Annotated in this window: 28 protein-coding genes, 2 pseudogenes and 1 other annotated feature; of the genes and pseudogenes, 5 read left to right on the top strand and 25 right to left on the bottom strand. The window is 45.0% G+C overall.

Going from position 1 to position 26,371, the window contains the following annotated elements:
• Positions 1-37: 37 nt before the first annotated feature.
• The 4 genes from QNH15_RS13155 to ligD all read right to left on the bottom strand — a co-directional run bounded on the left by QNH15_RS13155 (position 38) and on the right by ligD (position 4,002).
• Complete coding sequence (locus tag QNH15_RS13155; RefSeq protein WP_283895255.1) at positions 38-376, bottom strand: YgiT-type zinc finger protein; 339 nt, start codon at positions 374-376, stop codon at positions 38-40.
• Positions 377-444: 68 nt separating this feature from the next.
• Positions 445-1,065 (bottom strand): sporulation-specific diadenylate cyclase CdaS, encoded by a 621-nt coding sequence (cdaS, locus tag QNH15_RS13150; protein ID WP_283895557.1) that lies wholly within the window; start codon positions 1,063-1,065, stop codon positions 445-447.
• 116 nt (positions 1,066-1,181) lie between these two features.
• A complete protein-coding gene (locus tag QNH15_RS13145; protein ID WP_283895253.1) occupies positions 1,182-2,654 on the bottom strand; it encodes an MDR family MFS transporter in 1,473 nt (490 codons plus the stop codon).
• Between the two features lie 454 nt (positions 2,655-3,108).
• Positions 3,109-4,002 carry a non-homologous end-joining DNA ligase gene (gene ligD, locus QNH15_RS13140; protein ID WP_283895251.1) on the bottom strand — a complete coding sequence of 298 codons (894 nt, stop codon included), beginning with the start codon at positions 4,000-4,002 and terminating at the stop codon, positions 3,109-3,111.
• Positions 4,003-4,078: 76 nt separating this feature from the next.
• Here ligD and QNH15_RS13135 point away from each other — a divergent pair, with 76 nt between their 5' ends.
• The 3 genes and pseudogenes from QNH15_RS13135 to QNH15_RS13125 form a co-directional block, all read left to right on the top strand.
• Positions 4,079-5,020, top strand: coding sequence for an ATP-dependent DNA ligase (locus QNH15_RS13135; RefSeq protein ID WP_283895249.1), 942 nt, complete (start codon positions 4,079-4,081; stop codon positions 5,018-5,020).
• Between the two features lie 40 nt (positions 5,021-5,060).
• Positions 5,061-5,210, top strand: coding sequence for a hypothetical protein (locus QNH15_RS13130; protein ID WP_283895248.1), 150 nt, complete (start codon positions 5,061-5,063; stop codon positions 5,208-5,210).
• Positions 5,211-5,224: 14 nt separating this feature from the next.
• Positions 5,225-5,724, top strand: a pseudogene (locus QNH15_RS13125) (YibE/F family protein); the annotation flags it as partial.
• 288 nt (positions 5,725-6,012) lie between these two features.
• Here the strand turns inward: QNH15_RS13125 and QNH15_RS13120 are convergent.
• The 11 genes and pseudogenes from QNH15_RS13120 to QNH15_RS13070 form a co-directional block, all read right to left on the bottom strand.
• Entirely contained in the window at positions 6,013-6,315 is a 303-nt protein-coding gene (locus QNH15_RS13120; protein WP_283895247.1) for a DUF6509 family protein, read from the bottom strand.
• A 108-nt stretch (positions 6,316-6,423) separates the two neighbouring features.
• Positions 6,424-7,671, bottom strand: coding sequence for a glutamate-5-semialdehyde dehydrogenase (locus QNH15_RS13115; RefSeq protein WP_283895246.1), 1,248 nt, complete (start codon positions 7,669-7,671; stop codon positions 6,424-6,426).
• Positions 7,668-8,792 (bottom strand): glutamate 5-kinase, encoded by a 1,125-nt coding sequence (gene proB, locus QNH15_RS13110; RefSeq protein WP_283895244.1) that lies wholly within the window; start codon positions 8,790-8,792, stop codon positions 7,668-7,670. The genes QNH15_RS13115 and proB overlap by 4 nt, the downstream gene beginning before the upstream one ends.
• A gap of 46 nt (positions 8,793-8,838) precedes the next feature.
• Positions 8,839-9,058 (bottom strand) — a binding site (T-box leader).
• Positions 9,059-9,110: 52 nt separating this feature from the next.
• Positions 9,111-9,359 (bottom strand): hypothetical protein, encoded by a 249-nt coding sequence (locus QNH15_RS13105; RefSeq protein WP_283895242.1) that lies wholly within the window; start codon positions 9,357-9,359, stop codon positions 9,111-9,113.
• A 138-nt stretch (positions 9,360-9,497) separates the two neighbouring features.
• Positions 9,498-10,769 carry an ammonium transporter gene (locus QNH15_RS13100; RefSeq protein ID WP_283895240.1) on the bottom strand — a complete coding sequence of 424 codons (1,272 nt, stop codon included), beginning with the start codon at positions 10,767-10,769 and terminating at the stop codon, positions 9,498-9,500.
• A complete protein-coding gene (locus tag QNH15_RS13095; RefSeq protein WP_283895238.1) occupies positions 10,766-11,176 on the bottom strand; it encodes a hypothetical protein in 411 nt (136 codons plus the stop codon). Before QNH15_RS13095 ends, QNH15_RS13100 begins: the two co-directional genes overlap by 4 nt.
• A 199-nt stretch (positions 11,177-11,375) precedes the next feature.
• Positions 11,376-11,650, bottom strand: a pseudogene (locus QNH15_RS13090) (MBL fold metallo-hydrolase); the annotation flags it as partial.
• Between the two features lie 53 nt (positions 11,651-11,703).
• Positions 11,704-12,624: a dihydrodipicolinate synthase family protein gene (locus tag QNH15_RS13085; protein ID WP_283895236.1), complete on the bottom strand. Its 921-nt coding sequence runs from the start codon at positions 12,622-12,624 to the stop codon at positions 11,704-11,706.
• A 230-nt stretch (positions 12,625-12,854) separates the two neighbouring features.
• Positions 12,855-13,343 carry a DinB family protein gene (locus tag QNH15_RS13080; protein ID WP_283895234.1) on the bottom strand — a complete coding sequence of 163 codons (489 nt, stop codon included), beginning with the start codon at positions 13,341-13,343 and terminating at the stop codon, positions 12,855-12,857.
• A 45-nt stretch (positions 13,344-13,388) separates the two neighbouring features.
• Positions 13,389-14,537, bottom strand: coding sequence for a stage II sporulation protein P (spoIIP, locus tag QNH15_RS13075; RefSeq protein ID WP_283895232.1), 1,149 nt, complete (start codon positions 14,535-14,537; stop codon positions 13,389-13,391).
• On the bottom strand, positions 14,521-14,700 hold the full coding sequence (locus tag QNH15_RS13070; RefSeq protein ID WP_283895230.1) for a hypothetical protein: 180 nt from the start codon (positions 14,698-14,700) through the stop codon (positions 14,521-14,523). Before QNH15_RS13070 ends, spoIIP begins: the two co-directional genes overlap by 17 nt.
• A 183-nt stretch (positions 14,701-14,883) precedes the next feature.
• Here QNH15_RS13070 and QNH15_RS13065 point away from each other — a divergent pair, with 183 nt between their 5' ends.
• Positions 14,884-15,186, top strand: coding sequence for an HNH endonuclease (locus QNH15_RS13065; RefSeq protein WP_283895228.1), 303 nt, complete (start codon positions 14,884-14,886; stop codon positions 15,184-15,186).
• A 34-nt stretch (positions 15,187-15,220) separates the two neighbouring features.
• On the opposite strand, the gene QNH15_RS13060 is transcribed toward QNH15_RS13065, so the two are convergent.
• The gene (locus tag QNH15_RS13060) at positions 15,221-15,940 is read right to left on the bottom strand and encodes a YebC/PmpR family DNA-binding transcriptional regulator (protein ID WP_283895226.1); all 720 of its coding nucleotides are present in this window, start codon (positions 15,938-15,940) and stop codon (positions 15,221-15,223) included.
• A gap of 141 nt (positions 15,941-16,081) precedes the next feature.
• Between QNH15_RS13060 and QNH15_RS13055 the strand changes: the two genes are divergently transcribed.
• Entirely contained in the window at positions 16,082-17,200 is a 1,119-nt protein-coding gene (locus tag QNH15_RS13055) for an NAD(P)/FAD-dependent oxidoreductase (RefSeq protein WP_283895224.1), read from the top strand.
• Positions 17,201-17,257: 57 nt separating this feature from the next.
• On the opposite strand, the gene QNH15_RS13050 is transcribed toward QNH15_RS13055, so the two are convergent.
• Genes QNH15_RS13050 through QNH15_RS13010 form a run of 9 tightly spaced genes read right to left on the bottom strand, consistent with a single transcriptional unit; the run spans position 17,258 to position 26,356 of the window.
• Entirely contained in the window at positions 17,258-18,946 is a 1,689-nt protein-coding gene (locus tag QNH15_RS13050) for a long-chain fatty acid--CoA ligase (protein ID WP_283895556.1), read from the bottom strand.
• A 43-nt stretch (positions 18,947-18,989) separates the two neighbouring features.
• The gene (locus tag QNH15_RS13045) at positions 18,990-19,769 is read right to left on the bottom strand and encodes an enoyl-CoA hydratase/isomerase family protein (RefSeq protein WP_129475588.1); all 780 of its coding nucleotides are present in this window, start codon (positions 19,767-19,769) and stop codon (positions 18,990-18,992) included.
• Positions 19,770-19,790: 21 nt separating this feature from the next.
• On the bottom strand, positions 19,791-20,570 hold the full coding sequence (locus QNH15_RS13040; RefSeq protein ID WP_283895221.1) for an SDR family NAD(P)-dependent oxidoreductase: 780 nt from the start codon (positions 20,568-20,570) through the stop codon (positions 19,791-19,793).
• 12 nt (positions 20,571-20,582) lie between these two features.
• Positions 20,583-22,349, bottom strand: coding sequence for an acyl-CoA dehydrogenase family protein (locus tag QNH15_RS13035; RefSeq protein ID WP_283895555.1), 1,767 nt, complete (start codon positions 22,347-22,349; stop codon positions 20,583-20,585).
• Positions 22,349-23,122 carry a 2-phosphosulfolactate phosphatase gene (locus tag QNH15_RS13030; protein WP_283895219.1) on the bottom strand — a complete coding sequence of 258 codons (774 nt, stop codon included), beginning with the start codon at positions 23,120-23,122 and terminating at the stop codon, positions 22,349-22,351. Before QNH15_RS13030 ends, QNH15_RS13035 begins: the two co-directional genes overlap by 1 nt.
• Before the next feature lie 38 nt (positions 23,123-23,160).
• Positions 23,161-24,219 (bottom strand): phosphotransferase family protein, encoded by a 1,059-nt coding sequence (locus tag QNH15_RS13025; protein ID WP_283895217.1) that lies wholly within the window; start codon positions 24,217-24,219, stop codon positions 23,161-23,163.
• A gap of 28 nt (positions 24,220-24,247) precedes the next feature.
• Positions 24,248-24,667 carry an acyl-CoA thioesterase gene (locus QNH15_RS13020; RefSeq protein ID WP_283895215.1) on the bottom strand — a complete coding sequence of 140 codons (420 nt, stop codon included), beginning with the start codon at positions 24,665-24,667 and terminating at the stop codon, positions 24,248-24,250.
• Between the two features lie 25 nt (positions 24,668-24,692).
• Complete coding sequence (locus QNH15_RS13015) at positions 24,693-25,472, bottom strand: enoyl-CoA hydratase (RefSeq protein ID WP_283895213.1); 780 nt, start codon at positions 25,470-25,472, stop codon at positions 24,693-24,695.
• A complete protein-coding gene (locus QNH15_RS13010; protein ID WP_283895211.1) occupies positions 25,472-26,356 on the bottom strand; it encodes a 3-hydroxyacyl-CoA dehydrogenase family protein in 885 nt (294 codons plus the stop codon). Before QNH15_RS13010 ends, QNH15_RS13015 begins: the two co-directional genes overlap by 1 nt.
• Positions 26,357-26,371: the final 15 nt, after the last annotated feature.

The following is a 26,371-nucleotide window of genomic DNA, read 5'->3' as shown; positions in this document are numbered from 1 at the left end:
GACTCCGTTTCGTCAATGGCTATAACCTGAGAAAACATTAACGGGAATTATTTCTTGCTGCATACCATAGTGCACCCGATTCTCCAACCAGTGCCCCCAATAAAAATACGGAGGAAGGGGCGGATGGCTTGTCCCCCGGTTCCTTGATCTCAACAATTTCATATTTAAACGTGCGGGTTCCATGTTCATCATTCAAATTCTTGGCCACCTGTTTGATTTCGGATAAATGATCCACAAATTCATGGGTATTGCAGTGGGTGCAAACAGTAAAAGGCACATTATGAATGTAAAGACTCGCTCCCTTATGATAAACAGAGATAATATTAATCATAGGCAAAACCAAACCATTTTTACAGGTTTTACAGCTTTTCAGCATGTCCAGCCTTCCCTTCAAAAGTAAATAGAAAATCATTAGGAGTATATTCATCCCCACATAGAATAGAACTAAACAATAGAACTGGAAGTACTAATAGGATATAGCTTACCTCCCACCGCAAATGAGACTCTTCCTGTTTCTTCAGAGACTACGAGGACAAGTGCATCGCACACTTCTGTTAAACCCATAGCAGCCCGGTGACGGGTACCTAATTTTTTATTTCCTGCTTCTATGCCGGATACCGGAAGCACGTTCGAAGCTGAAACAATTGTCTCACCCCTAACCAATACTGCTCCGTCATGCAGGGGATTCCCGGGATAAAAAATGGATTCCAGCAGGGGAAACGTAAGATCCGCTCCAATTTTATTTCCAGCACTGATCAATGCTTCAAGAGCCTCTTCCCGTTCGACCACAATTAAAGCGCCGTGCCTTTGGCTGGAGAGGTGCTGAATACAGGTAGAGATCTCCAGGTATTTTTCTGTGTATGGTGAAAGATAACAATTCAAATAAAAGGAAGCTGCAACAGTTTGGGTTTGTTCAATCTCTGCTTTTAGTTCTTCAAGATTTCCCAATAAGCAATAACTCTCTGTTTCCAATGAGCGTAAAAAATGTTGAATCCCCTGGTTGACCTGTTGAAGATGGTCAACAATTTGCTCTTTCATCGAGGAGGTATCACAATCTTCTCTCATGTCTGCACCCATTTCCGTCCACACTCTCTCCGAGTGTCTTAGTTAGATCCTTTATCTATTCTTTACGCCCGTTCACCCTTTTATGAGAAAATTTGTCATAAAAAAGCATGGACGATTTATCCATGCTTTAAATACTGATATTCCTGGCTCTTAGATTTTCTTCTTTTGATTAAAGCAAATGATACAGCAAAGCTCAAGCCTGCGGCCAGCAGCATTCCGCCATGAATGGCATGAACGGCAGAAGCAAGGATTCCGTGCATCTCTGACAGCTTGTCCTCCGGTACATGACCTTCGCTGAACGAGGCGTTGAAATTCAGGTCTCCCTCGCCTTTTTTCTTTGCTTCAGAAAGCAAAGTCAGGTTGAAAATAGTACCAAAGATCGCGGATCCCAATGTTTGGCTGAACGTGTTTGTAAAGGTGTTCAGTGCCACTGCAACTCCACGTTCTCGTTGTTGGACAGACGATTGGATCGTAAGCATAAAAATCGGGGTAATGAGCCCCATGCCCAGTCCAACCATTCCTGTTGCCATGTAAATAAAGGCAGAAGGCGAGTCGCCCGTTAGCGAGAACATGAACAATGAAGCAGCAGTCACAATCCCAGTTCCAAACGTAATGATCCAGTTAGGCTTCATCCGTTCTACAAGCTGGCCAGAAAGAATAGCCCCCAATGTCCAGCAGACGGGCATCGGCATCAAAACAAAGCCTGCCTCCGTCGCGCTTTTGCCCATAACCCCCTGGCTCCAGATGGGAAGATAAACCGTTATGCTGATGACGACTCCGCCAACAAGCAAGGTTAAAAGGTTGATCAGTGAAATGTTCCGGTTGGAAAAAAGATGCAGCGGGATCAGAGGCTCAGGCGATCTTCGTTCAACTCCATAAAATCCGATATAAGCGGTTAATGTAAAGAGGAACAAGCCGATGATGACCGGGCTTCCCCACTCCTGCGACTGGCTTCCCTCCAATAGGGCATACAAGAAGGCGATCGTTCCTATGGAGAAAATAGCCGCTCCTTTGTAATCGATGTACGGTTTTACCTTTTCAATATCTTCCTTATAATTCGCTGCGAGCATCATAAATGCAACCAATCCAAACGGAATGTTCAAAAAGAAAATATAGCGCCAGGTAAGAGTATCCACCAAAAAACCGCCCATCAGCGGACCGAGAACCCCGGCAACACCCCAAACGGCACTAATCCAGCCTTGTGCTTTTGCCCGATCTTTGGTTTCCGTGTACAAGTCGCCGATAATCGTCATCGTGACCGGCATAACAGCTCCTGCTCCCAAACCCTGAACCGCACGAAATAAAATCAGCTGTCCCATCGACTGGGCCAGTCCGCACAGTGCAGAACCCGCAAGGAAAATAACTATCCCCGCGAGCATTACTTTTTTACGTCCGAACAAATCCGCAAGCTTTCCATAAATCGGTGCAGACACTGCCGTTGCCAGCATATAGATGGCATACACCCAACTCACCAGCTCAATTCCCGACAAATCACTGGTGATCCGCGGTACAGCTGTACTGACGATGGTGCCTTCCATAGCAGCAAGAACCGTCACCAGCAGCAATGCTCCCATTATTTTATTTCTCATGTTTTTTCCCCCTGATCCACCAGGCTTTCTCTGACCTGGTGAATGAAATACTGCCATACCTCCAATGGGATGGTAACGTTCAGTATTTTCGATAAAACCCAACAAGATATTTTATCACTTAAGATTTTAATAAGCTATACATTTAACAAATAAAAAAAGCATCATTAGAGATGCCGGTTCAATATTTTATTCACCATAATGCCCGTTAATGGAGGCAAGGATTTAAGAGACTGGAACATACATACACCAATAAAGATCATCTTCATTTCCATCTACATGAGATGCAGAATGAATGCGGAATTTATTGATTTGATTTGTTGGTCATTTATCGAAATGAAACTAAGCCCTTCTGTTGTATGTTGTTGGTTACATAAGCTTTGAAACAGCATGCTTTGCTGCTTTAGATTTAGCTATCGAAGCAAAAAAGGCTTAGACTACTCATTTGAAATGTAGTCTAAGCTTTTTTTGTGAAAGATAATATTTCGTATACACGTGAAGTGTTCTCTTCTTTAATCTTGTGCGTCGTTGCAAACAGGTCCCCTTTTTCTCTAATCCTTTGAAGAACAACAGATGGAGTAAAATCACTCGGGTGAAAACCTGAACTTAATTCTTCCCAGGTAACCGGGGTAGACACCAATGCATTCTCTATTGTCCGGAGACCATAGGGAACTGCGATCGTCCTTCCCTTCCATAATTGAAGATAATCAAAATAAAGTTTGTTTCCCCTTCTTTCTTTTACCCTCTCCAAGGTTACTTTACCTGGATATTTTTCTTGAATATACTGTGCAATAAATTGATTTACTCTTCTTGCCTCTGCAAACGAGAACAAGGGTTCTATCGGAACAAAAAGATGCAGGCCGGTTTTTCCGGAGGTTTTGACATGACTGGTTAAGCCAAGCCCGTCCAATACCTTTTTCAGGACCAATGAGATTTCAAGGACGTCCCCAAATTCTTCCGGTGAATGATCCAAATCAAACACCAAATCCGATGGGAAATCGGGTTTGGTGTATTGATCAAACGGTACGTGAAACTCAAGCGCTCCCCAATTGGCAAGCCATAGTAAGGTCTTTTTATCATGAAGTGATATCCGTTCTTTTTCTTTATAAAAGGTGCTCACCAGCCATCCCGGTGCTTTTTCGGGTCTGGAACGCTTCTCCACTTTGGGTTGGTGCATTCCATGTGGATACAGCCAGTACATCAGCATCCGGTCTTTCGTATAAGGAAGCATGTAATCGGAGACTTCTAATAAATAGCGGATATAATCAGCCTTGGTAAAACCGGCTTCCTTCCATATCATTTTTTCCGGATGTGAAATAGGAATGACTATGCCTTCCACTTGTACTTCCATGACGATTCCTCCGCTATTGATCACTGATGCTGCTAGTGTAAACGATTGGCGTAAATCTATACCCGAGGTGAACATCATGGATCCCCTTTTTCCCATGGAACCGAAAAGCGCGACAAATATCCCTGCTTCTTCAAAATGGATTGCTCAAATCAAATGGGATGGCGTACACATTCTAACCTATTCCGATGGCCAAACCACACGTCTTTTTAATCGCAAAAAAAGAGAGCGTACAGCGAACTATCCAGAACTGGCTCCTATACAAACATACTGTTCGGCCGAATCTGTCATCTTAGATGGCGAGGTCATTGCGCTCGGGGACAACGGGCGGCCAAGCTTTCATAAAGTAATGAGAAGAGATGGAGTAAGAAACCTGGACCGTGTTCGCCTCCTGCAACATCAGGTCCCTATTACTTACATGATTTTCGATGTTCTTTTTTACAATGGTGAGTGGATAACAAAATGGCCGCTAGAAAACAGGATCTCACTGTTGTCTGAGATCATCACGCCGAATGATCATGTTCAGCTGGTCCGTTCCCATCATGATGGCGAAGCTTTATTTAAAGCGGTAAAAAGCTCCGAAATGGAAGGCATTGTGATGAAACAGCTGCAAAGCCCTTATTATATTGGTGAGAAGAACGAGGTTTGGCTGAAAATTAAAAACACCCTGGATGTAAATGCGGTGATCGGTGGATTTACGTTGAGCGGCGGTGTAGTGAATGCGGTTCTTCTTGGGTTATATGATGATCAGGGACAATTCGTTTATATCGGGCATACGGGTACGGGGAAATTTACCGTTCAGGATTGGCGGAACTTGACTTCCAAGCTTCTTACGATTGAAACTTCCCAGCGGCCTTTTGTGAACCTCGTTGAACGGCACCGTGATGCCTACTGGGTAAAACCGGAGGTGACCGCCAAGATTCATTTTGCAGAATGGACGGAAGCTGGAAAACTCCGGCAGCCGAGTATACAAGCTCTGCTAGATATTCCACCTTCAGAATGTACCTTTCAAAACACATAGAAAGATAAAAGTGATACATAATACAGGAGAGGTGAAAACTGTGACAGAACGAACAGGACACAATAACATGGAAGAATACAAGCCGGTCGTCAATGGGTCGGTTGAAACACCTGTTGAAGCTCACCGTATGGTAACGGTCAATAAAGCAGAAGAAGAGTTGAAGAACCAAAAAGGCCAACTACCTGAATAAGGTAGTTGGTCTTTATTACAGCTTTCCTTTCTACTCTTGTCACGATAGTTATCTTACTTTTATTTATTGACATCGTGGCAAAAGTGGCAATGATTCAAGGATTTGGTGAAGAACAATCAGAGGAACTTGCTCCATTTTCCCTTTTTGTTGGTGTTGATTTTGCTAAAATTGGCGCATCCGTGGTTATTATCAGCACAATAGGCGCTATTACGGAGGTGGCGATATCCATTACTCCATCAATGGGGGAAACATTGAATCATCACCCTGCCATCAGCAGGAAAGATTTGTTCTTATCGGGAATAAGAATTGGGAAGGATATTCTGGGGACGGATATTCAATAGGCGAAATAGTGAATTCAAGCATCTTTTGTGCTGAAATGATCACTATTTTTTGTGCGGGTATTGGCGTAGCGCTAATTATTCCCATTACTTCATGGATTAATGCCTATTTTTCAGTGAAAGCCAGAGAAAAGCAGCGAGATGTGAAACAAGGAAATATTAACGGAAAAACATAGGTTGAAAATAACCACCAAAAAAGTGGCAGTTTCTGCGCGCTGTTTTGGTGGTTCACTTATATACACAGGTACCTGTCCATTTTCCGGCTGAATCCCTTGCTTTTACTTGAAATTTATAGGCCTGTCGTGAGGTTAACCCTTTGACGATATAGAAATACTTTGTGGTTGTGTATTGATTGGAGTGAATACAGCATCCCCCATTAACGGTTTGCCGTTTTGGTAGAGACCTGCTGATCATCCCGAGCGTGAAATTATCCATGCTTGTTGGTTAGCTTGTATGTATTATAGTTAATTTAAATTACTCTCTCCGGCGCTTAACTTGCTTTTACAAAACGCATCCAGCTCTTGTTCTTCCTCTTCCTCCAGTTCAAAATCCATGATGTTATCAGTATAGTTTTCTAAAAGCGTATATTGTACAATTCGGGAATTTCCTGGCTGAACAACATAAATCAGTTTGACATAGATTCCGTTTTCCATGTAAAGTTCATCATCTTCGTCCACATCGACGTGAATGATAAATTCATAACGTTCCCCCTCCAAAATTCCTGTGGGGTCTTGCAATTTTTCCATTGAGTGCCTGGTGATTTCCATTTGCATTCATTCCTTTCAGCTGTGTTCTCTTTATTATACCCTTAAGTATCACTAAACAACGAACAGGAGCAGCGCATGACTGGCTGCTCCTGTGAAAAACGTTTTTGATTATTGACGAATTTGCCCGTTCCCCCGTATCACATACTTGCTTGATGTTAATGCAGGCAGTCCCATTGGCCCGCGTGCATGAAGCTTCTGTGTGCTGATTCCGATCTCAGCGCCAAAACCGAATTCAAATCCGTCGGTAAAGCGGGTTGATGCATTATGATAGAGAGCGGCACTATCAACAAGTTGGAAAAAAAGCCTCACATTTTCTTCGTTTTCGGTGATGATGGCTTCAGAGTGTTTTGAACCATAATGATTGATATGCTCGATCGCTTCCTGTGTACTGGAGACTCTCTTTAGCGCCAAAACGTAATCAAGGTATTCCGTATGCCAATCTTCCTCTGTCGCAACGGTAAGGGAAGGAAATGAATCGCTGAGAGCAGCATCTATTCTTATGTCTACACCATGTTGCTGAAGAGTCTCAACCAGCTCCTTAACATTTTCATCTGGCCAGCTCTCATGAACAATCACTTTTTCAATAGCGTTGCAAACCGATGGCCGCTGGGTTTTGGCATTAACAACAATATCGATGGCCATTTGCCGATGAGCTGTTTCATCAATATAGATATGGCAGTTGCCTGCGCCTGTTTCCAGGACGGGAACCGAAGCATTCTCAATTACAGTCTGAATTAATTCTTTTCCTCCCCTTGGAATCAGAACATCAAGGTATTGGTTAAGCTTGAATAACTGGGAAGCCGTCTCCCGGCTTGTATCTTCAATCAACTGTACAGCATCGACAGGGAGATCGCTTTGTTCCAGCGCCTGATGGATGACATGTACCAGTGCTTTATTGGAATGGATGGCAGAGGAACTGCCTCTCAGAAGCACAACGTTCCCGGTTTTTAAACAAAGGCTGGAGGCATCAACCGTTACATTGGGTCGTGCTTCATAGATCATTCCAATCACACCTAACGGAACGGCGATTTTTTCTACTGAAAGACCATTGGGCCGTTCAAATCGCTCAAGGACCTCACCAGCCGGATCCGGCAAATGAGTGAGCTGCTCAAGAGCACCTGCCATATCTTCAATTCTTGCTTCGTTAAGCATAAGACGGTCGACCAAAGATTCATGAACCCCTTTTTGCCGGGCTGTTTCAATGTCCTTTGAATTTTCCTCGAGAATAAAAGGCGTTTCCTGAATTAATTGACGGGCAATAAGCCTGAGCGCTTCATCTTTTTGCGCGGTGGATTTTGTCAGCATGTCACTCACCGCTTCTTTTGCCTTTTTCGCTTTCATCAGCAGTTCACTCATATTGTTTTCTCCTTTGCCATGGATAGCCATTTGTTTCGATGAATGACTTCCGAATGGGGATTGTTGGTGTGCATTTTCGCATCCTGGCTTGCCATTCCTTTAATCAAGTTCAGCTCATCAGATGAATATTGAACCTGTCCTTTTCCGATCACTTCATGATTTGTATTGATAATTTCAACGACATCACCAGCTGCAAACATGCCACTAATCTTTTTAACACCGGCCGGGAGCAAGCTTTTTCCTTCATGTAAAATCGCCCGGGCTGCTCCATCATCGACTTCAATCGCACCACTAAGCGGAGAGTGAAAAGCAATCCATTGCTTCTGTGTTTTTAACGCTGGAGCAAGCTGACTGCCGATATAGGTTCCATCCCCCCTGCCTTCCAATATTTCGAGAAGCTTGGATTTGCCGGTCCCTGTCCCCACGAAGACCTGAACTCCTAGGGATAAAGCGGTTTTAGCGGCCAACAGCTTAGATTTCATTCCACCGGTTCCGAACTTTGAAGACGACGGGTTATTGGTCATCCCCAGGTGTTCATCTGTGATTTCTTCAAGAAAATCATAGCGCCGCGCTGTTGGTATCGTACGTGGATTTTGGTTATACAAACCGTTGATATCGGTCAAAATGATGAGATGATCCGCATGAACGAGCCCGCTGACAAGAGCCGAAAGCATATCATTGTCTCCAAAGGTTAATTCATCAATCGATACTGAATCATTTTCATTAATGATTGGCAATACCGACCGCTTTAAAAGTTCGGTTAACGTAGCATAAGCATTCGTGTATTGTTCATTTTTATAAAAGTCATTTCGTGTTAAGAGCAGTTGTGCAGCAATGATTCCATGCTGTTTAAAAACCTCTGTGTATGACTGGATCAGCAATCCTTGTCCGACTGCCGCTGCAGCTTGTTTGCCTGCTGTTGTCACTGGACGGGACGGATACCCCAAATCCGCGAATCCTGCTGAAACTGCTCCTGATGAAATCAAAACCACCTCATGCCCCATTTTGCGAAGTTCAGCGATGGCACTGGCATGCTCCAAGATTTTATTTTGGCTCAGCCCGCCATTCTTGTTGGTAAGCGAGCTGCTCCCAATTTTGACCACAATTCGTTTTTTGCCCATAAACCCAGCCCCTTTCATTAACTAAAAAAGACCCTTCCCATCCTGTTATAAGGACGGAAAGAGTCTGTTATCCGCGGTACCACCTTGATTAGCATCATCTTTTGATGAGGCTCTCTTAGATCCCGTAACGTGGGTAAACGGTCAGGTTTCATCTGACAGCTCGAGGAGTAGGTTCAATTGGTTCATGACGATGGAATCTTTCAGCCGGTGGATTCCACTCTCTTGCGCATGTCTTCCAATTTACTGGTTCCTGTTAACGCGCTTAGCAATTTTAAAATATATTATGATGCACGTGATCTATTATTGTCAAGAAAATTCTTATATTTTATTTTGCTGGTTGATTTGGTTGATTTCCTCTTCCAAGGCTTTTTCTTTCCGCATTCGCCGGTAATGGGGCTCACAATATCCCTTGCAAAAATGGTGGCGTTCACAGCCTGCTACTTTACATTCTTTTTTTACCATAGTGACTTCAGGATCACCATGCCTTGCCCACCGTTTATAATGCATATGGCAAAGTCCTCTCCCTGCCACAGGTCTGTCGCACCCTTCCATTTTGCATGATTTCATTTTCTTTCACCCGCTTGTTTGATAGTAGTGCTATTATATCACTTTTGTTCTTTATAAAGAAATACTTGTACTTCAAAAAGAATAAAATTATAGTAAAAAAACGCCTTTCGTCAAAAGGCGTTTTTTCTGGCACAGGCATTAATCTTCTTTGTAATGGAGGTAATTGCTCTCATACTTGATAAACTCTTGTTCCTGAAAGGCGGCTACCATGCCATGGTAGCTGATATCCAGCCCTACCTCTTCTTCCTCTTCGGTGGAACGGACAGGAATCCATAGCTGAATCAATTTCAAACCTAACCAGGTTAATACAAATCCCCATGTGCATAGGACCAAAAGGCCGAGTACTTGAACCCCTAGTAAGTGCCAGCTTCCTGTTGTAAATAAACCATTATCGGTTGCAAACAGGCCAACCGCAATCGTTCCCCATATCCCTGAGGCTGCATGTACAGGAAACGCTCCAACGGGATCATCAATCTGTTTGATTTCCAGCCAGTGGGTCGCAAACAACATCACAAATCCGGAAACAACACCAATTAATATCGCGAATGAGTCACTGACAAAGGCACATCCGGCAGTTATTCCCACCAGTCCTGCCAGTGATCCATTAATGACGGAAGGAGCGTCAGACCGCTTGTAGCGAAATAATGTAAAGAGCATCGCTGTCGCTCCTCCTGATGCTGCAGACAACATGGTTACGATAGCAATGTGGCCAATCCTGGCATCCGTTGCGCTCAACGTACTTCCTGCATTAAATCCAAACCAGCCGAACCAAAGCAAAAAGGCTCCGACCGATGCTAACGGAAGGTTACTAGGCAACGAGACTGTACTCATCCCTTGAGGCGTGAATTTCCCTTTCCGCGGTCCGATAAACATCGCTGCTGCCAGTGCTGAAAAACCGCCAAGTGCATGAATGACGCCTGATCCAGCAAAATCCTGCATTCCGAGTTTGCCAAGCCAGCCTCCGCCCCAGACCCAATGTCCGGCGACAGGGTAAATAAAAATGGTCATAAGGATGGCATAAAGAATATAAGCACGAAAGTTGATTCGCTCCGCGACAGCGCCGGATACGATGGAAATAACCGCTATAACAAAAGCTGCCTGAAACAGCCAAAATGTATCCGTAGAAATTAAAAAGTCCAAATGGGATAAATCCCCTTTAATCATGAACCCGTTGGTTCCAAGTAACCCGAATGCGTCTTTCCCATACATGAGTCCAAAACCGATCAAATAAAAGCAAAGGGTGCCAATGGTAATATCCGCAAATACCTTCATAATGATGTTGACATTATTTTTGTGACGTACAAACCCCGCTTCAAGCAACGCGAAGCCGCCCTCCATCAAAATAATCATGGCCGCCGTTAAGACCACCCATATGGTATCAATTCCTGTATTTAATGTTTGTATCGTCATGATGAAAAGTTCTCCATTCTATGATTATTCCTTACTTCTCTAAAAATGGACGTTGATAGCGTTATTTCTTCCTTGTGTTCTTCCTGCAGAGAGCGTATGGAATGATTGAGTTCAAAAAGTCCTTGCTTTAGACGCTCAATCTGCTGTAACGGCTCTTTTACATGAGCGATATATTCAACAGCCTGGTGATGGCTCGGCGAACGGCCGGTAAATAATTTTCTCATGGGGGACAGCGATTGATAGAAGGTTTCCTCGGCATTTTTCTTTTGTACGTATTTATTAATCTTGCTTTTAATTTTGTCAATCTCTTGTTCTTTTTTCGTGCGAATAAAGTGAAGTATCTCCAGTAATTCCGTTTCCGCCATATGCATATTCACATTTTGATTGAGCTCATCCTGTACGATCATGTAAATACCCCTTACAATTCAATGTTATATTTTCTAACATTATATCGAAAGAGTTTCTGTTTCGTCAATAACGGAATGTTAAGAATATTATTGTTTTTGGATTCTTAAACATCAAAAAAGCCTGGTTTTTCAACTTAAATGCTGAGAAATCAGGCTTTTTTCGTTCAGATATAGAAAATTTATATCACATATTTTTAATTTACTGGTCTCTGTACTTAAACACATATCTTTTATATAAAGCTTTGTTGTAAAACAGGTCTCGCCCATGTAAGGAACTGATTAGGGAAGGCAAAATTTCATCAATAATCGCTCCGCTATCTATATTCTGATTCATATCCACACTGAATTTCCTAATGGGTGGATGTAAATCGTCTTTACTTTAATAAAAAGCTCTCCAGATAATAGTACACGATCCATTTCGTGATAATAGACGACATGCCCTGGAGAATGTCCTGAAGTAAGATGGTAAGCGATTTCATAGGATTATCCGAGAAATTGGGCTTTTCGCATTTGCTCGAGGCAAATGATTATTTTACTAAAACTGCCGATTCATCCAGCAGCTGTGACAGGAAGCTTTTTATTTGTGCTTTCTTCTCCTCATTTAATGGCCGTGCAGGTGCCAACACATCCGTCGAGATATCAATCCCGCGCAGAGCAATCGCCTCTTTGGCCACATTCACAAACGGAGAGTCCAGTTTATACAGGGAAAGGGTTGGTGCCAGTTTTCTGTGCAATTCAATTGCCTTTTTGTAATCTCCTTTCTTAAACGCCTGGTAGATACCAACAGAGAATTCCGGTACAAATGAGGCGGTAAGAGGGATCGAACCATCTCCTCCCAGAGATAAGGTATTAAGAAAATGATCGTCATAACCGGAGAACACCGCAAAATCTTCTGTATATGACTTAACCGTATAAATCATTTCCCTCGTATGTCCTACAGACTCTACAGTTTCTTTAATTCCGACAATATTGGGATACGCTTTCACCAGCCGGAGTACAAATTCTGGCGAAAGGTCCTGTCCGGTAAGACCCGGAAAGTTATACAGCAAGATTGGCAAATCAATAGCTTCAGCGATGTCGGCATAATGCTTGAAAAGGTTCTCCTCTGTAAGAGTCCAATAGTATGGATTAATGACAACGATGCCATCTGCTCCCGCATCCTTGGCATGGTGACTTAACTCAAGGGTGTCCATAGTACTTGGGGTCCCAGTTCCGATTAATACCGGAACCCGTCCATTGACATAACCGATCGCAAAGTCTGCGACTTCCTTTCTTAGTGCGATTGGCATCTGGCTGAATTCTCCGCCGGATCCAAGAAAAAATAACCCATCAACCTTTGATTCAATTAAAAAGTCGATAAGTGCCCCCATACCCTTTTCATCTAATTTCCCTTTATTATGAAGGATGGTTGGAATTGGCGGGATCACTCCCTGGAATTTTACAGGCATTTTCATCTCTCCTCTTTTTTGTGCTGGTTGGACTTAAGAAATATCAACTGAGCTTGTTATGTAATGACTGTTTAATTGTTCTATAATATAAAACTCAGTTTTCGATATCGTAAATTTAGTGTACCACTTTTTCAGAAATATTTGAATTATGACGAGAGGTATGATGAAAATATTCTTTATTCATTATTTATTATAAATATTAAAAATACGGTACGTGAAATTATTTCGTTTTAATCCACTCCCAAAACATCTGTATTTGGCGGTTCCATCCCCAGCTGCCGCATCATCGCCATGACTTGTCCTTTATGATGAAATTCATGAGTCACTGTATGAAACAACAACTGTCTTGGCGTCATGGAAAGAGACTCCCCGGTATCTCTCCACGGGATGATTCTATTGACAGGTTCCTCCATCCTTCCGTCATACTCACTCCAAATCTCTTTCACGTAAAGATCAACTTGTGAAAACCTTTCCCTGATGTCGTTCAGGCTCATCTCATCAAATTTGTCTTTTGGAGTGAGCGGTGTTTTGGTCCTCAGCAAAAGAAAGGAGCCCAGCCAGGCGTAGTAGCAATCTGCTGTATGAACCAGTAGATTGCGGATCGATGGATAGCCAAATCCCTCCACGTTTGCAGTCAGCATTTCGGTTGTCAGGTTACCGCAAACGTCCAGCATAATTTTTCTTGTCTGTTTCACCCATTCATATTCAATCGTTTCCATATCTTCCTCTCCTTTGCACAAATAAAGAGCTGAAAATTCAGCTCTTTATTCTTTCTTTCTTTCCCCGCCGTTCACCTTCTCTGCTTGCCAGTAAAAGTCGCCAAACACATCAGCGAAGGCATCAGCGGTTCGATACAGCTCCTGGAAGTTATTATCTATGCCACCGATTTCAATAAGCATGGCATTATTGGAAAGATCCTGGTTATAAATGCCGTTTCCTTCATATTTGTTTTTGATGATGACCCCCCTGCTCAAATGCGGATATTTTTTGACGATCCTGCGGTTGAGCTCTTCAGCAAGCTGCAAGTTCTTTTGAAACGATGGGTGCTCCCGGCCAACGATGAAACAAATCCTTGCATAATCCTGGTTTTTGATGGAGATTGTCGTCAGCTTTCTTGGCTGCGAGTCGCGATGAATATCAATGAAATAGGAAAGTCTTCGATTTTGTGATACAGCCTGCTGGACGGTTTCTCGCGAGAGAGCATAGGCCTTGCCTGTTCCCCATTTCCTCGCGTTCAGCTTTTCCCCGACATTTGACGTATCATGCGATGCCCCGATTCCCCTCGTCTCTAAATCCTGTTTTAGCCGGTCCCCGACAGAAATGATGTTGGTCTTCGGATCCGTGCTCGTGAACTTTCCTCCTTTTAACACCGGTCTGAATGATTCATAGCTGTGGGAATGGTAGATATAAACAACTTGTCCTTCCGTGTTTTGCTTAGGAGGCGGAAGATTCTTTTCCGGCTGCTGCACTTCCGCGTTCTTTTCGTTCGGTTCATTCGGCTGCAATACCTCCTGCAAAGGAAGCGTAGGCTCGATTGGCAGCGTTGAATAATTTGTTCCTTTACCGGCAATATAAATTTCAGAATCAAAAATAGCAAAGCCCGGCAGCTCCGAACCGAGAAGGCTGCGGGGATCTCCCGGCCGCAGGCTCGTCATGAGCTGCAGCATCACAGAAGATAGAGCCGGCGGCTTGCTTTCTTTAGGCAGCACCTGCGTATAGTACGGATTCTCTGAACCAATCGCATACACCATCGCTTCAGCGGTAAAGTTATTGAACCATTTCTTCACAATAGAAGATGAAACATCAAACTTGAATTCAGCGGATGAGATAAACCCGGCAATAAAAAAAAGAAGAATGCTCAAGAGAGAAATCTTCAAACCTGTTGAAAAAACCCGGTTATTGCTGTTTCTCATCCCATTCCTCCTCCTTAATCTCAACGGCCATATACACAAGACTGGCCATAATTAAGCCGGTTATAAAAAAGCTGACAGTAAATAACGGCGAGAGATACAAATAACTGTAAACGGTGGTAACGATCATCATCAGCAGCCAGAAGCAAACTTCCTGAAGTCCCATGTCATTTCCCTTCTTCCATTTCGTTTCTAGTAAACTATATTCAGATTGCGAGAGTTTATTCTGAATTTGGCAGAAGTTTTTCAGCTGAAAAACTTGCTAGTTTCATGGGTCTGAGCCAACAGCGTTTATTTTTCACAAAAATGGGTGACATAGTTAAGAAGAGAAAAAAGTGAGGTTGTAGCCATGCCAAAAAATGCGCTGGGAACGTGTGAATTATGCGGGAGAGAAAACGTAGAAACGACAATACACCATCTGACTCCAAAGGAAATGGGGGGCACATTTAAACCGACGTCCTCCCTTTGTTTGCCCTGTCATAAGCAAATCCATTCCCTTTACACCAACGAGGAGCTGGCGGCACGGCTAAATACCATTCCTCTACTCAGAGAAGATGAAAAAATAGGAAAATTCATTAAATGGATCAGAAAACAGCCGGCTTCGAGGCTGATCCGAACCCGGAAATCAAGAGAGCGAAAAAGAAGAACATAAAAAAGACCTTGGCTATCAAGGTCTTTTACTTTCATTATTCGCCCAAATCAACGTTATGGTACACCTGGCGGACATCTTCCAAATCCTCGAGTGTATCGATCAGCTTTTCAAACTGCACCTGTGAATCTTCCGGCAAGCTTACATCGTTTTGTGCGAGCATCGTCAGTTCAGCCGTTGTAAAGTCGGTTACGCCTGCCTGCTTGAACGCTTCCTGAACCGCGTGGAACTGATCCGGTTCCGCATAAACGATCACAGCATCATCTTCTTGTATAATATCACGCGCATCGACATCGGCTTCAAGAAGAATTTCCATTGCTTCTTCTTCCGTTTTGTCTTCGACTCCAAAAACAGCCGTTGCATCAAACATATAAGCAACTGATCCGGACACTCCCATGTTTCCTCCGTTTTTCGTAAAGGCAGCGCGAACTTCCGCTGCGGTACGGTTCACGTTATTGGTCAGCGCATCGACGATCACCATCGAACCGTTAGGGCCGAATCCCTCATAGCGCAGTTCATCATACGTCTCATCAGAACCACCCTTCGCTTTTTCAATCGCACGGTCAATGATGGTTTTCGGCACGCTGTATGTTTTTGCACGCTCCAGCACGACTTTTAATGCCTGGTTGGATTCAGGATCCGGTTCGCCCTGCTTGGCTGCCACGTAAATCTCACGGCCGAACTTAGCGTAGACCCGGCTTGTATTTGCGTCTTTTGACGCTTTTTTTTCTTTAATATTGTTCCATTTACGTCCCATTATGTTCCACTCTCTTTCAACTTCGTTTTCATTCTGTCAAAGTGTTCAACATCTCTTATTATACATAAAATGGACTTTTTTCTCCATGAAAGGATTCGGTTATAATAAAAGAGGAATTTTCTAAACAAAGGATGCTGATTCATGCAAAACATTATTATTATCGGCGGCGGAATTCTTGGTGCCTCTGCGGCTTATCTGTTAAGTAAACAAACTGTGAAGGTTGTGCTCATTGACCGCAAAGACAGAGGACAGGCAACCGATGCGGCTGCAGGCATCATTTGTCCGTGGATCTCTCAGCGCCGGAACAAAGCATGGTATGCTCTTGCGAAAAATGGAGCAGCATTTTACCCTGATCTTATCAGCCAGCTTGAAGCAGATGGAGAAGTTGACACCGGCTACGCCCAAGTAGGGGCCATCAGCCTGCATCAGGACGAAGAAAAGCTGCTTAAAATGAAAGAACGCGCATTGAAACGAAAAGAAGATGCACCGGAAATGGGAGAGATTACACAATTAACGCCAGAAGAAACAAAGCGGAGGTTTCCTCTCCTGCCTGATGATATGGGGTCGGTTCATGTAAGCGGAGCTGCCCGCGTTGATGGCCGGGCACTTCGGGATGCGTTAATTCGCGGTGCGGTCAAACACGGGGCACAACATGTTCGGGATAGCGCTTCTCTGCTTTTTACGGGGAAAAAGATAACCGGAGTTCAAGCAGGGGAGAAAACGTATGAAGCAGAAACTGTGATTATTTGTGCGGGTGCCTGGGCCAATGCATTGCTCGAGCCACTTGGCATGAACATGAAGGTCACCTTCCAAAAAGCACAAATCGCCCACCTGAATATTTCGGAAAAAACAAAGTCCTGGCCGGTTGTCATGCCGCCTAGTGATCAATATGTCCTTGCGTTTGATCATGGGAAAATTGTAATCGGAGCTACACATGAAAACGATCCTGAGGGTTATGACACCAGGATTACTGCCGGCGGATTGAATGAGGTTTTTGCAAAAGGAATAGCCACTGCTCCCGGTCTGGCAGATGCGGAATTTTCAGAAGCACGCACCGGCTTCCGCCCATTTACCCCCGGTTTCCTGCCGGTCGTGGGCCCGATTCCCGGATGGGAAGGCTTGTTGTTTGCTAACGGGCTTGGCGCTTCCGGACTTACCATGGGGCCGTTCATCGGAAAGCAGCTGGCCATGCTTGCCCTTGGACAGGAGCCGGACCTTGATCTTTCTCCCTATAACGTACAAGGAGCAATGGAAATGTAAGAAGACAGCGGTTTTTGTCAGCTGTCTTCCCTTGTATTGCCTGAACTGGTGCAAAAACTACTTAGACGCTGAAATAGATTCCCTTTTGGACTTTTCTTCTTCCTGCAGCTTTCTCCAAAGAATTTTGCCGCTGGCCGTTGTTGGAAACGATTCTCTAAACTCAATGGTTCTCGGGTATTTATAGGCAGCCATGTGCTCTTTGGACCAGTCAATGATCTCCTGTTCCGTTATTTTCCCCTTGTGTTCTTCCTTTAAAATAATGAAAGCTTTTACCGTTTCTCCGCGTTTCGGATCAGGAATGCCGACTACACAAGCCTGCAGTACAGCAGAATGGTCGTAAAGGAGAGATTCCACCTCTGTCGGCCACACTTTAAAGCCCGAGGCGTTGATCATCCGTTTCACCCGGTCCACCATAAAATAATAGCCTTCCTCATCAAAGCGTCCTATATCTCCTGTTCTGAAAAAGCGTTTACCGTCTTTTTCAAAGAAGGCCTGCTTCGTCTCTTCCGGACGGTTATAATATTCTAAAAACACTTGCGGACCGGCCACAACGATCTCCCCGATTTCACCAACTCCCAGCTCTTTTAATGAAGCAGGGTCCACGATGCGGGCGTCCACATCAAAGGAAGGAATACCGAGACACTGAAGCTTTGGCCGGTCAGGCGGATTGAAATGCGTATGAGAGATCGTCTCGGAAAGGCCGTACCCTTCAACAAACTTAACCCCTAGAAGCTGATAAAGTTTTTCTCCCACCGCCTTCGGAAGGGCTGCTCCTCCTCCTGCGATGCTGGACAGTGACGAAAAATTATAATCCATAAGGTCAGGATGAGACAGAAAGTCGATCACCATTGTGCTGATGCTTACCCAGTGGCTTACGCTCTCGGATTGAATGGTTTCTGCAGCCGCGTTTCGGTCCCACCGGGTGAGCACAGCGATTTGGGAACCTGCAAAAATGGGAGCATGCATACTGTGAAGCATCCCCGTCACATGAAAAAATGGAAGAGTCGCAAGGTGAATGCTGTCCGACATAGTGTTCATCCAGTTCACCGCACCTGTAACATTGGCCTGTATCGTCCGGTTTGTATGTACACAGCCTTTTGGCAATCCTGTTGTTCCAGATGTGTAAGGCAGACAAACAATATCATCCGCATGGCCCTCATAGTCAGAGGGAGGGATTTCCCGATCAAGCGCTTCTTGCCAGCAATGATTGTTTTTACGGTTCACCGGATGCCGGCTTTCCAGGACAGAAGCTGGAACATGGTGAGAGATTCTTTCGCTGCTAAGGTAATCAGAATATGCTCCGATTAAAATCTGCTGCAAGGAAGTGCCTGATAAGAGCGGCTGAATCTGGGGATATAGCTCCTGGCTTACAATCCCGGCCGCGATCTTACAGTCTTTAATATAAAACTCCAGCTCATGCACCGTGTTCATCGGATTTAATGGGACTACAACCGCACCCGACCTCATGATGGCATAACAAGAGATGATGTACTGAGGGGAATTTTGCATAAACAGCATGACACGGTCACCCTGCCGAACGTTCATTTCCTGCTGCAGATATCCGGCAATACGATCCACCTGCTGTAGCAGCTTTTCATAGGTCATGCTGGCTCCGTAAAAAGATAACGCCGTTTTCTTTGGATACCGGCGTGCGGAAACGAGCAAGTTATCATACAGTGTTGTTTCAGGGACAGTCAGCGTTTTGCTGACTCGTTTCGGCCAATAAGGATAGTGGCTTGTGTTCATCATGACCCTCCTGTCAATGGTTCATCCTGCATGCGTTTTAGATCTATTTGCCGGTAAATACAGGCTGCCTTTTTTCTTTGAAGGCCGAAATGCCTTCCTGATGGTCCTCTGTTGTGATCATCAGCGTTTGGTTCAGCCGTTCCTGCTCCAACATCTCCTCAAGGGTAGACTGATAAGACGCATCAATCAGCTTTTTCATTTTTCCATACGCTCCAACCGGACCGTTGGCAAGTTTTGCTGCCAGTTGACCCACTTCCTCTTCTATTCGCTCAAGCGGCGACAAATAGTTGATCACCCCGAGCTGATAAAGCCGTTCGGCAGGAATCGGCTCTGCGCTGAAAAAGAACTGCTTGGCAAGGTGAGGACCGATCAGTTTTGGCAAAAAGTAAGATCCTCCTCCGTCCGAAATCAAACCCACCTGTGAAAAGCTGAGCGCAAATTTGCTGTTCTCGGCTGCAACGATCAAATCGCACGCCATGGCGAGATTAAATCCGGCTCCTGCCGCAAAGCCATGCACAGCCGCAATGATCGGAATCTCGGTTTCTTTCATAGTTAAAATACACCGGTTCAGCTTACCAATATGTTCATAAACATCCTGTGGTGTGGCCTGTCCCATCGTTTTTACGTCTCCGCCAGCACTGAACGAACGGCCGGCTCCTTTCAGGATAATCACCTTAATTTCACCAGAATTCTGAGCCTCTCTCAGAGCTTCTGTCAAACTTGTAATCATTTCCTCACTGAATGAATTCAAGCGTTCCGGACGGTTTAGTGTTAGTGTTAAAATCGGGCCTTCCGCTTCAATTAATAGATGATCTTGTTCCATCCAAATTCCTCCTGCTATGTTTTATTTAATAAGCCAGCCGCCGTCGGCCAGAACATCCGATCCGGTCATATAGGAAGCCTCACTGCTCGCGAGAAAAGAGATGATGTTCGCAATCTCCTCGGGCTTGCCGATCCTTCGCAATGCCGTATTTTTTTCAATCGCTTTGACGAATTGTTCGTTTTCGAGTCCTTCCTCGGTCAGTGGTGTCTCGATAAATCCTGGTGATACCGAGTTCACCCGTATACTGTAGGGGGAAAGCTCCAATGCGAGTGCTCTTGTAAAATTGATCACCCCTGCTTTGGCCGCACTGTAATGGGGGATATGTGCGCCAGCCTGATGCCCTGATAAGCTGGCAACATTCACAATGGCACGGTTGGCTTTGTGTTCGTTTTCCGTTTTTACACCTTTGATCATCACTTTGCCAAGAATGCGCGAAACGAGAAAGACACTTTTTAAGTTCGCGCTTTGCACATAATCCCATTCACTGACTGGTGTGTTCAGGATGGACGTCTGGCTGCTGCCGCCAGCATTGTTCACAAGAATGTGCAGAGCACCGAAACGAGTTTGCACATATTCTGCCAGTTTTTCCACATCTTCTTCTTTCGTTACGTCGGCAGAAAAGATTTCCGGCTTCTGGGCTCCGCTTATTTTGCTGATTTCTAAAGCGGCAGCTTCCAGTTTGGACACCGTTCTTCCAACAAGGAGAACCGTAGCTCCGCCTTCTGCCAGTTTGATCGCTGATGCTCTTCCAATACCGCTTCCTGCCCCTGTTACAAGTGCAATCGAACCTCTAAATTTCATTGTTTGTCTCCTTTAGCAAATATAGCGATTGGCATCATATAGTTTTTCGGCAATCATCCGGTTGCGTTTTATTTCCTGACCATAAGAATGACAGCGGTTACACGATTGAACAACAAGCAAGTGCAGCTGCTGTGCTTTTTCTCCCTCGGCCAGTTCCAGAACCAGTTTCCGTGTTAGCTTTTCAGCTTCCCACATGCTTTCATCAAGCAGAGTCTGTGACAGAGCGATTTTAAAAGATGCTTGTTCTTCCCCGTTCTGCTTTGCTTCCTTCATGGTGCGAAGAATTGCTGACTCTGCTGCATAGGTGAGAATGGCGAGATCGGCCAGCATCATCAAAATTTCCTGCTCATGCATAAGCTTTTCACCGAAACGCTTGTAGGCCAGTCCGGCTGAAAGAAGAAACAGGTGCCGAAGTGTTTCCACGCTTTTTTGCATATCGTCTTTCTCATCATCGTTCTCCTTCTCCAGATAACTAGCAGCCTCTCGGAGAGCTGATTCTAAATCCACCTCGCCCTTCATTGCCTTTCTAAAAAAGTGGGTGGGGATCAGCAGGCGGTTAATCTCATTGGTCCCTTCAAATATCCGGTTGATCCTGGAATCCCTGTACAGCTGTTCCATGCCATATTCCTGAATGAACCCTGCTCCGCCATGCAGCTGCAAGGCTTCGTCTGCCGTCACATCGAGAGTTTCCGACCCGTACACTTTGCAGATGGCACATTCCGTGGCATACTCGCTCATCGCGGTTCCCACTGTTTTTAAATCCGCATGTTCATCAAGGCTCCCAAGCGCATCTTCGAGCAGATGGGCGGTTCGGTATTGCAGTGATTCTGCAGCATAAAGCCGGGCGGCAAGCTTGGCAATTTTTTCTTTGCTGGCCGCAAAATCGGCGATACGCTGTTTAAACTGTTTGCGTTCCTGAACAAAATGGACCGCTTTTTTCAAACCGTGTTTGGCTGCACCCATGCACGCCGATCCAAGATTAAATCGTCCCAGATTTAATACGTTCAAGGCGATGACATGTCCTTTTCCTTCTTCACCAAGAAGATTTTCTGCAGGAACCCGGCAATCTTCAAGAATGACCGAACGGGTGGACGAGCCTTTGATTCCCATTTTGTTTTCTTCCGGACCAAGTGACAATCCGGGGAAACTTTTCTCAACAATAAAGGCTGTGAACCTCTCTCCATCTACTTTCGCATAAACGATAAACGTATCGGAAAAAGCCGCATTTGTAATATAAATTTTTGTTCCGTTCAGGATGTAATGAGAACCTTCCTCATTAAGAACAGCGGTTGTCTTGGCGGCAAGTGCATCGGAACCGGCGTTCGGTTCAGTAAGGCAATAGGCACCGAGGTATTCACCGGATGCCATTTTCGGAAGATACTTTTCCTTCTGCTCCGGTGTGCCAAAATAAGTAATCGGCAGCGTCGCAATGCACGTGTGATTGGAATGGGCCACACCATAGCCGCTGGAGTGGCCGATCGCCTCCCCTACAATGCCCTTGCTGATTTTATCCAGTCCAAGACCGCCATAGCTTTCCGGTATACTGTGGGCAAGAAGGCCAAGATCCCCAGCTTTTTTCAGTAGAGAGATGATTTTTTTAAAATCTTGCTTTTCAATAGGATCCCGGAAAGGTTCCACTTCTTTTTCAATAAATTGCCGGGCGGTCTTCTCAATCATCCGGTGCTCACCGGAAAAGTCTTCGGGGGTAAAAATGTCTTGCGACTCCATCCCCTTTAACAAAAATTGCGATCCTTTGATTCTCGTACGGGTATCTTCCATCATAGATCCCTCACTTTTCTGATCTCGGATTGAGAGGCATGCTCCTCTTCCAGCAGGGCAGTCCCGTTTTTCATCACCGCCAATACCAATACTGAATTTGCAGTGGCAGCAAGCTGCAGATCGTCAAACAGTCCGTGCCTTTCAAAAAGTTTCCCCACAGAGGAAGAGGACAACAGTTCAGAGGCTTTGTACTGGTTTCCCAAAAACAAATAATAGGCCATTTTGGCGGCATCACTCATATTTAAGCTCTTTTGCGAGAGGTCCAATAAGGAGTGGATAAGGTGTCCGGCTCCGTACACGTCTTCAAGACTGACCTCCCCTGCATTGCCTGAACAAATGATCACAATCGTGCTTTCCTGGTGACAGTCCAGGAGCTGCTGTGCCGTTCTTTTATTATTGAGAAGAGATGAAATATAAACACGTTCCGCTGATTCCGCTTTCTTAAGCGCAATCGTTCCGTTGGTTGTAGAGAGAATCAGAGATTTGCCCAGAACGAGCGGAGAAAGCATGTTCGGGCTTGGATAGTGAAAGTGTTCAATCGGTCGGGCGTCACGTTCTCCAGCTAATATGAAGTTTTCGTGTTTGAGAGATTGAGAGAGAGAAAACGCTTCATTTTCATCCATAGCAGGAATAACTTCCTTTGCGCCTTCGTTCAAGGCTGAAATGATGGTTGTTGTGGCGAGAAGCACATCAAGAACAACCGCCACTTTTCCATTCTCTCTTAACCTCTCTGTATTGATTTCTTCCTTTGTTAACAGCACATGTACCTTCATCTTTTCACCTCTTGTATCGCACGCTTTTTAATTCAACCCTAATTCCGAAACGCCGTATCTGATGCGTGCAGTATCAAGCTTTTTACAAAATGGTGAAAACCGGAGAAGCGGGAATCACGAGTCTGTCCTTTACGATAACGGTAATAAATTTGCTGGCAGATGACGGCCAGCTTGAAATAGGCAAAGGTCAGGTAAAAAGAAATCGAGCTGACATCTCTGCCGCTTAGACTCGCATAATCCTCAATAAACTGATTCCTGGAATAAAAGCCTTTCATGACCGTAACGGATGGTTTTCCAAGCCCTGTTTTTAAAAGCTCTGGGTCATCTGCTTCCATCCAGTAGCTCATAGCAACGCCAAGATCCGCGAGCGGATCGCCAACCGTGCTCATCTCCCAGTCAAACAAACCGGTCATTTCATTCAGGTTTGCGTCAAACATGCTGTTGTTTAGTTTATAATCATAGTGAATCAAACAGGCTTCAGTGTTGTCCGGAATGTGGGAAGCGAGCCACCGTGTAAGGTGATCCACTTCGGGTATATCCTCTGTTTTTGAACGTTCATATCGGGAGATCCACCCGTGTACCTGCCGTTCCATAAAACCCTCCGGCTTGCTGATGTTTATCAGCTCTGTTTTTGTGTAATCAATGCTGTGCAGCCGGACAAGCTGCCTCACCATTTCTTGGGAAATATGTGTACATAAGCTTTTTGTGGCATTCACATCTTCCGGAAAAGCCGAATCCACTACAATTCCGCGCTTTCTTTCCATAAGAAAGAAAGGTTTTCCGATCACTTCCTCTCCTTTTGAAAAAAGAAGGGGCTTCGGCGCAGGAGAAAAAAGTTCATGGATCTCAGACAAAATTCTGTATTCCCGTTCCATGTCATGCGCTTTTGGCGCAACAGGACCGAGGGGCGGCCGCCGCAGAACCGCTTCCCAGCTTCCCATTTTCAGCTGATAGGTTAAATTGGAATGTCCCCCGGAAAATTGCTGTATTTCCAAAGGCTCCTCCGGCAGATCGTGTAACGACCGGTGAAGGAACCGCTCAAGTGTTCCTGTATCGAGCTCTTCTCCACTTCTGACCTCGATGGTATCCTGACTCATGTGTTTCCCTCCTCAATCCGAAAATGAATTAAGATTCCGATTCAACCGTCAGCCTCGCTGCATGACGGGTCAGGGCCGCGCGCAATTCATCGGGAATGATTTCTGTCGTTTGGGTTTTAAAATCGAAGTATACAAGGGTGGCGCTCCCTTTGGCGACCAGTTCCTTCGTCTCTGTTCTCCGGACTTCATGCGTGAGAACAAAGCTCTTATTGCCGACAGAGGAAACACTGGTATCAACGGTGAGCTTATCGTTGAAATATCCTTGTGCCTTAAAATCACACGTGGTGGAGGCGAGAATGAAATTCCATTCTTCCGTGCTGACCCCAAAACCGAGAGATTCAAAGAACTTTACTCTGGCCTCCTCAAGGTAAATAAAATAACTGGTATTATTAACGTGGCCTAAAGCGTCCGTTTCACAAAAGCGTACGGTCAGATCAATGGTATGCATACCGTTCTCTCCTTATTTGTGCTTCTTAACGATGCATAAATGCGGGTTTTCGCTTCTCAAAAAAGGCTTGCACCCCTTCTTTGATGTCTTCTGTCTGAAACACTTCCTGAAAAAGAGAAGCTTCCAGCTCAATGCCTTCAGTTAATGGTTTTTCCAAGCCTTCATCCACGGACCGCTTGATTCTCGATAAGGCCTGCAGTGAATGGCGTGTAATCTTGGCAGCAAGCTTTTTCGACTCATTGAGCCCCTCGCCGGATGGAACAACATGATTGACAAGTCCGATTCCGAGAGCCGTCTCCGACGTAACAGGTTCACCGGTAAACATCATTTCCTTTGCTTTTGCTACGCCTACGAGACGCGGAAGCCGCTGTGTTCCCCCTCCTCCAGGAAACAATCCGAGCGTCACTTCAGGCAGACCGATCTGTGCATGTTCTTCAGCAATTCTCATATCACAGGCAAGTGCCAGTTCACACCCGCCGCCAAACGTCAGGCCGTTCAATACCGCAATCGTTGGCTTAGGAAAGAAATCAATCCGGTTTAGAATCATATGAACATCCATAACATAGCTCTTCATGTCCGGATTACCCATCATCTGTGGAAATTCTTTAATATCTGCTCCTGCAACAAAGGCCTTCTCTCCGGCTCCAGTTACTATTACAGCTACCGTTTCTGGATCTTGTTCCAATTCCATGAACACATCATCCAGTTCCTGAAAAACTGCTTTACTCAAAACATTCAGAGGCGGATTTTGAATGGTGATAACCGCCACCGCATTTTCTTTCACGACATCAAGGAATTTTCCCATTATGATTTCACTCCTTCTTTTTTGTATGTGTACCAGCCTTGTCCTGTTTTTCTGCCCAAATGCCCTTGCTTCACCTTTTCCTCGATGCAGGCAGCCGGCTTGTCTTCCGGGTTACCTGTTTCCTTATAACGCTGCTCGGATACGTAATATCCAACGTCAATCCCCGACAGGTCCATTAATTCAAACGGCCCGATCGGATGGTTAAGCGCCTTTCGGCAAATGATGTCAATGTCCTTAAAATCCGCGATTCCCTGTTCATACAAATTCAGAGCCTCTTTTTGTAAAGCACCCAAAATCCGGTTGGCGATGAAACCGGATATCTCTTTTTTGAGCAATACCGCTGTGCGGTTGATCTTTTTGCAAATATCCATGGCAAGCTGGGCAGTTTCTTCTGACGTTTTCTCGCTCATTACTACTTCCACGCAATCCATCACAAGCGGTGGAAAGAAAAAGTGCATGTTTACAACTTTATCCGGACGGCCGGTTTCCGACGCAACCAGACTGTTGACGATCGTCGAGCTGTTGGAGGCAAAGACGGCATGAGGCGGAGCCAATTCATCCAGCCGGGCAAACACATCCCGTTTGACCTCCAATTTTTCCACTACCGCTTCGATAACAAAATCGGTATTTCTGACGGCATCTTCAAAATTGCTTGTAAATCGCAGCCTTTTGAACGCACTCTCCTTCTCTTCTGCTGACAATCGTCCCTTGGATACCCAGCGGTCCATAATGTCATGCAGTTTGCATTCCGCTGATTTAAGGGCCGATTCATTGATGTCCTGAATCACGGTTTCAAATCCTCCAAGCGCACAGAGCATGGCAATCTGGTGCCCCATCTGGCCGGCTCCCAACACGGTAATTTGCTGCAAATCTTCCACTCTCATTTTTTAGCCCTCCTT

It is taken from the genome of Fictibacillus enclensis, assembly GCF_030123385.1.
In the GTDB taxonomy this organism is placed as follows: domain Bacteria; phylum Bacillota; class Bacilli; order Bacillales; family Fictibacillaceae; genus Fictibacillus_C; species Fictibacillus_C enclensis.
The sequence above is the reverse complement of the archived record's forward strand: the minus strand, read 5'-3'. Positions and strand labels throughout refer to the sequence as shown.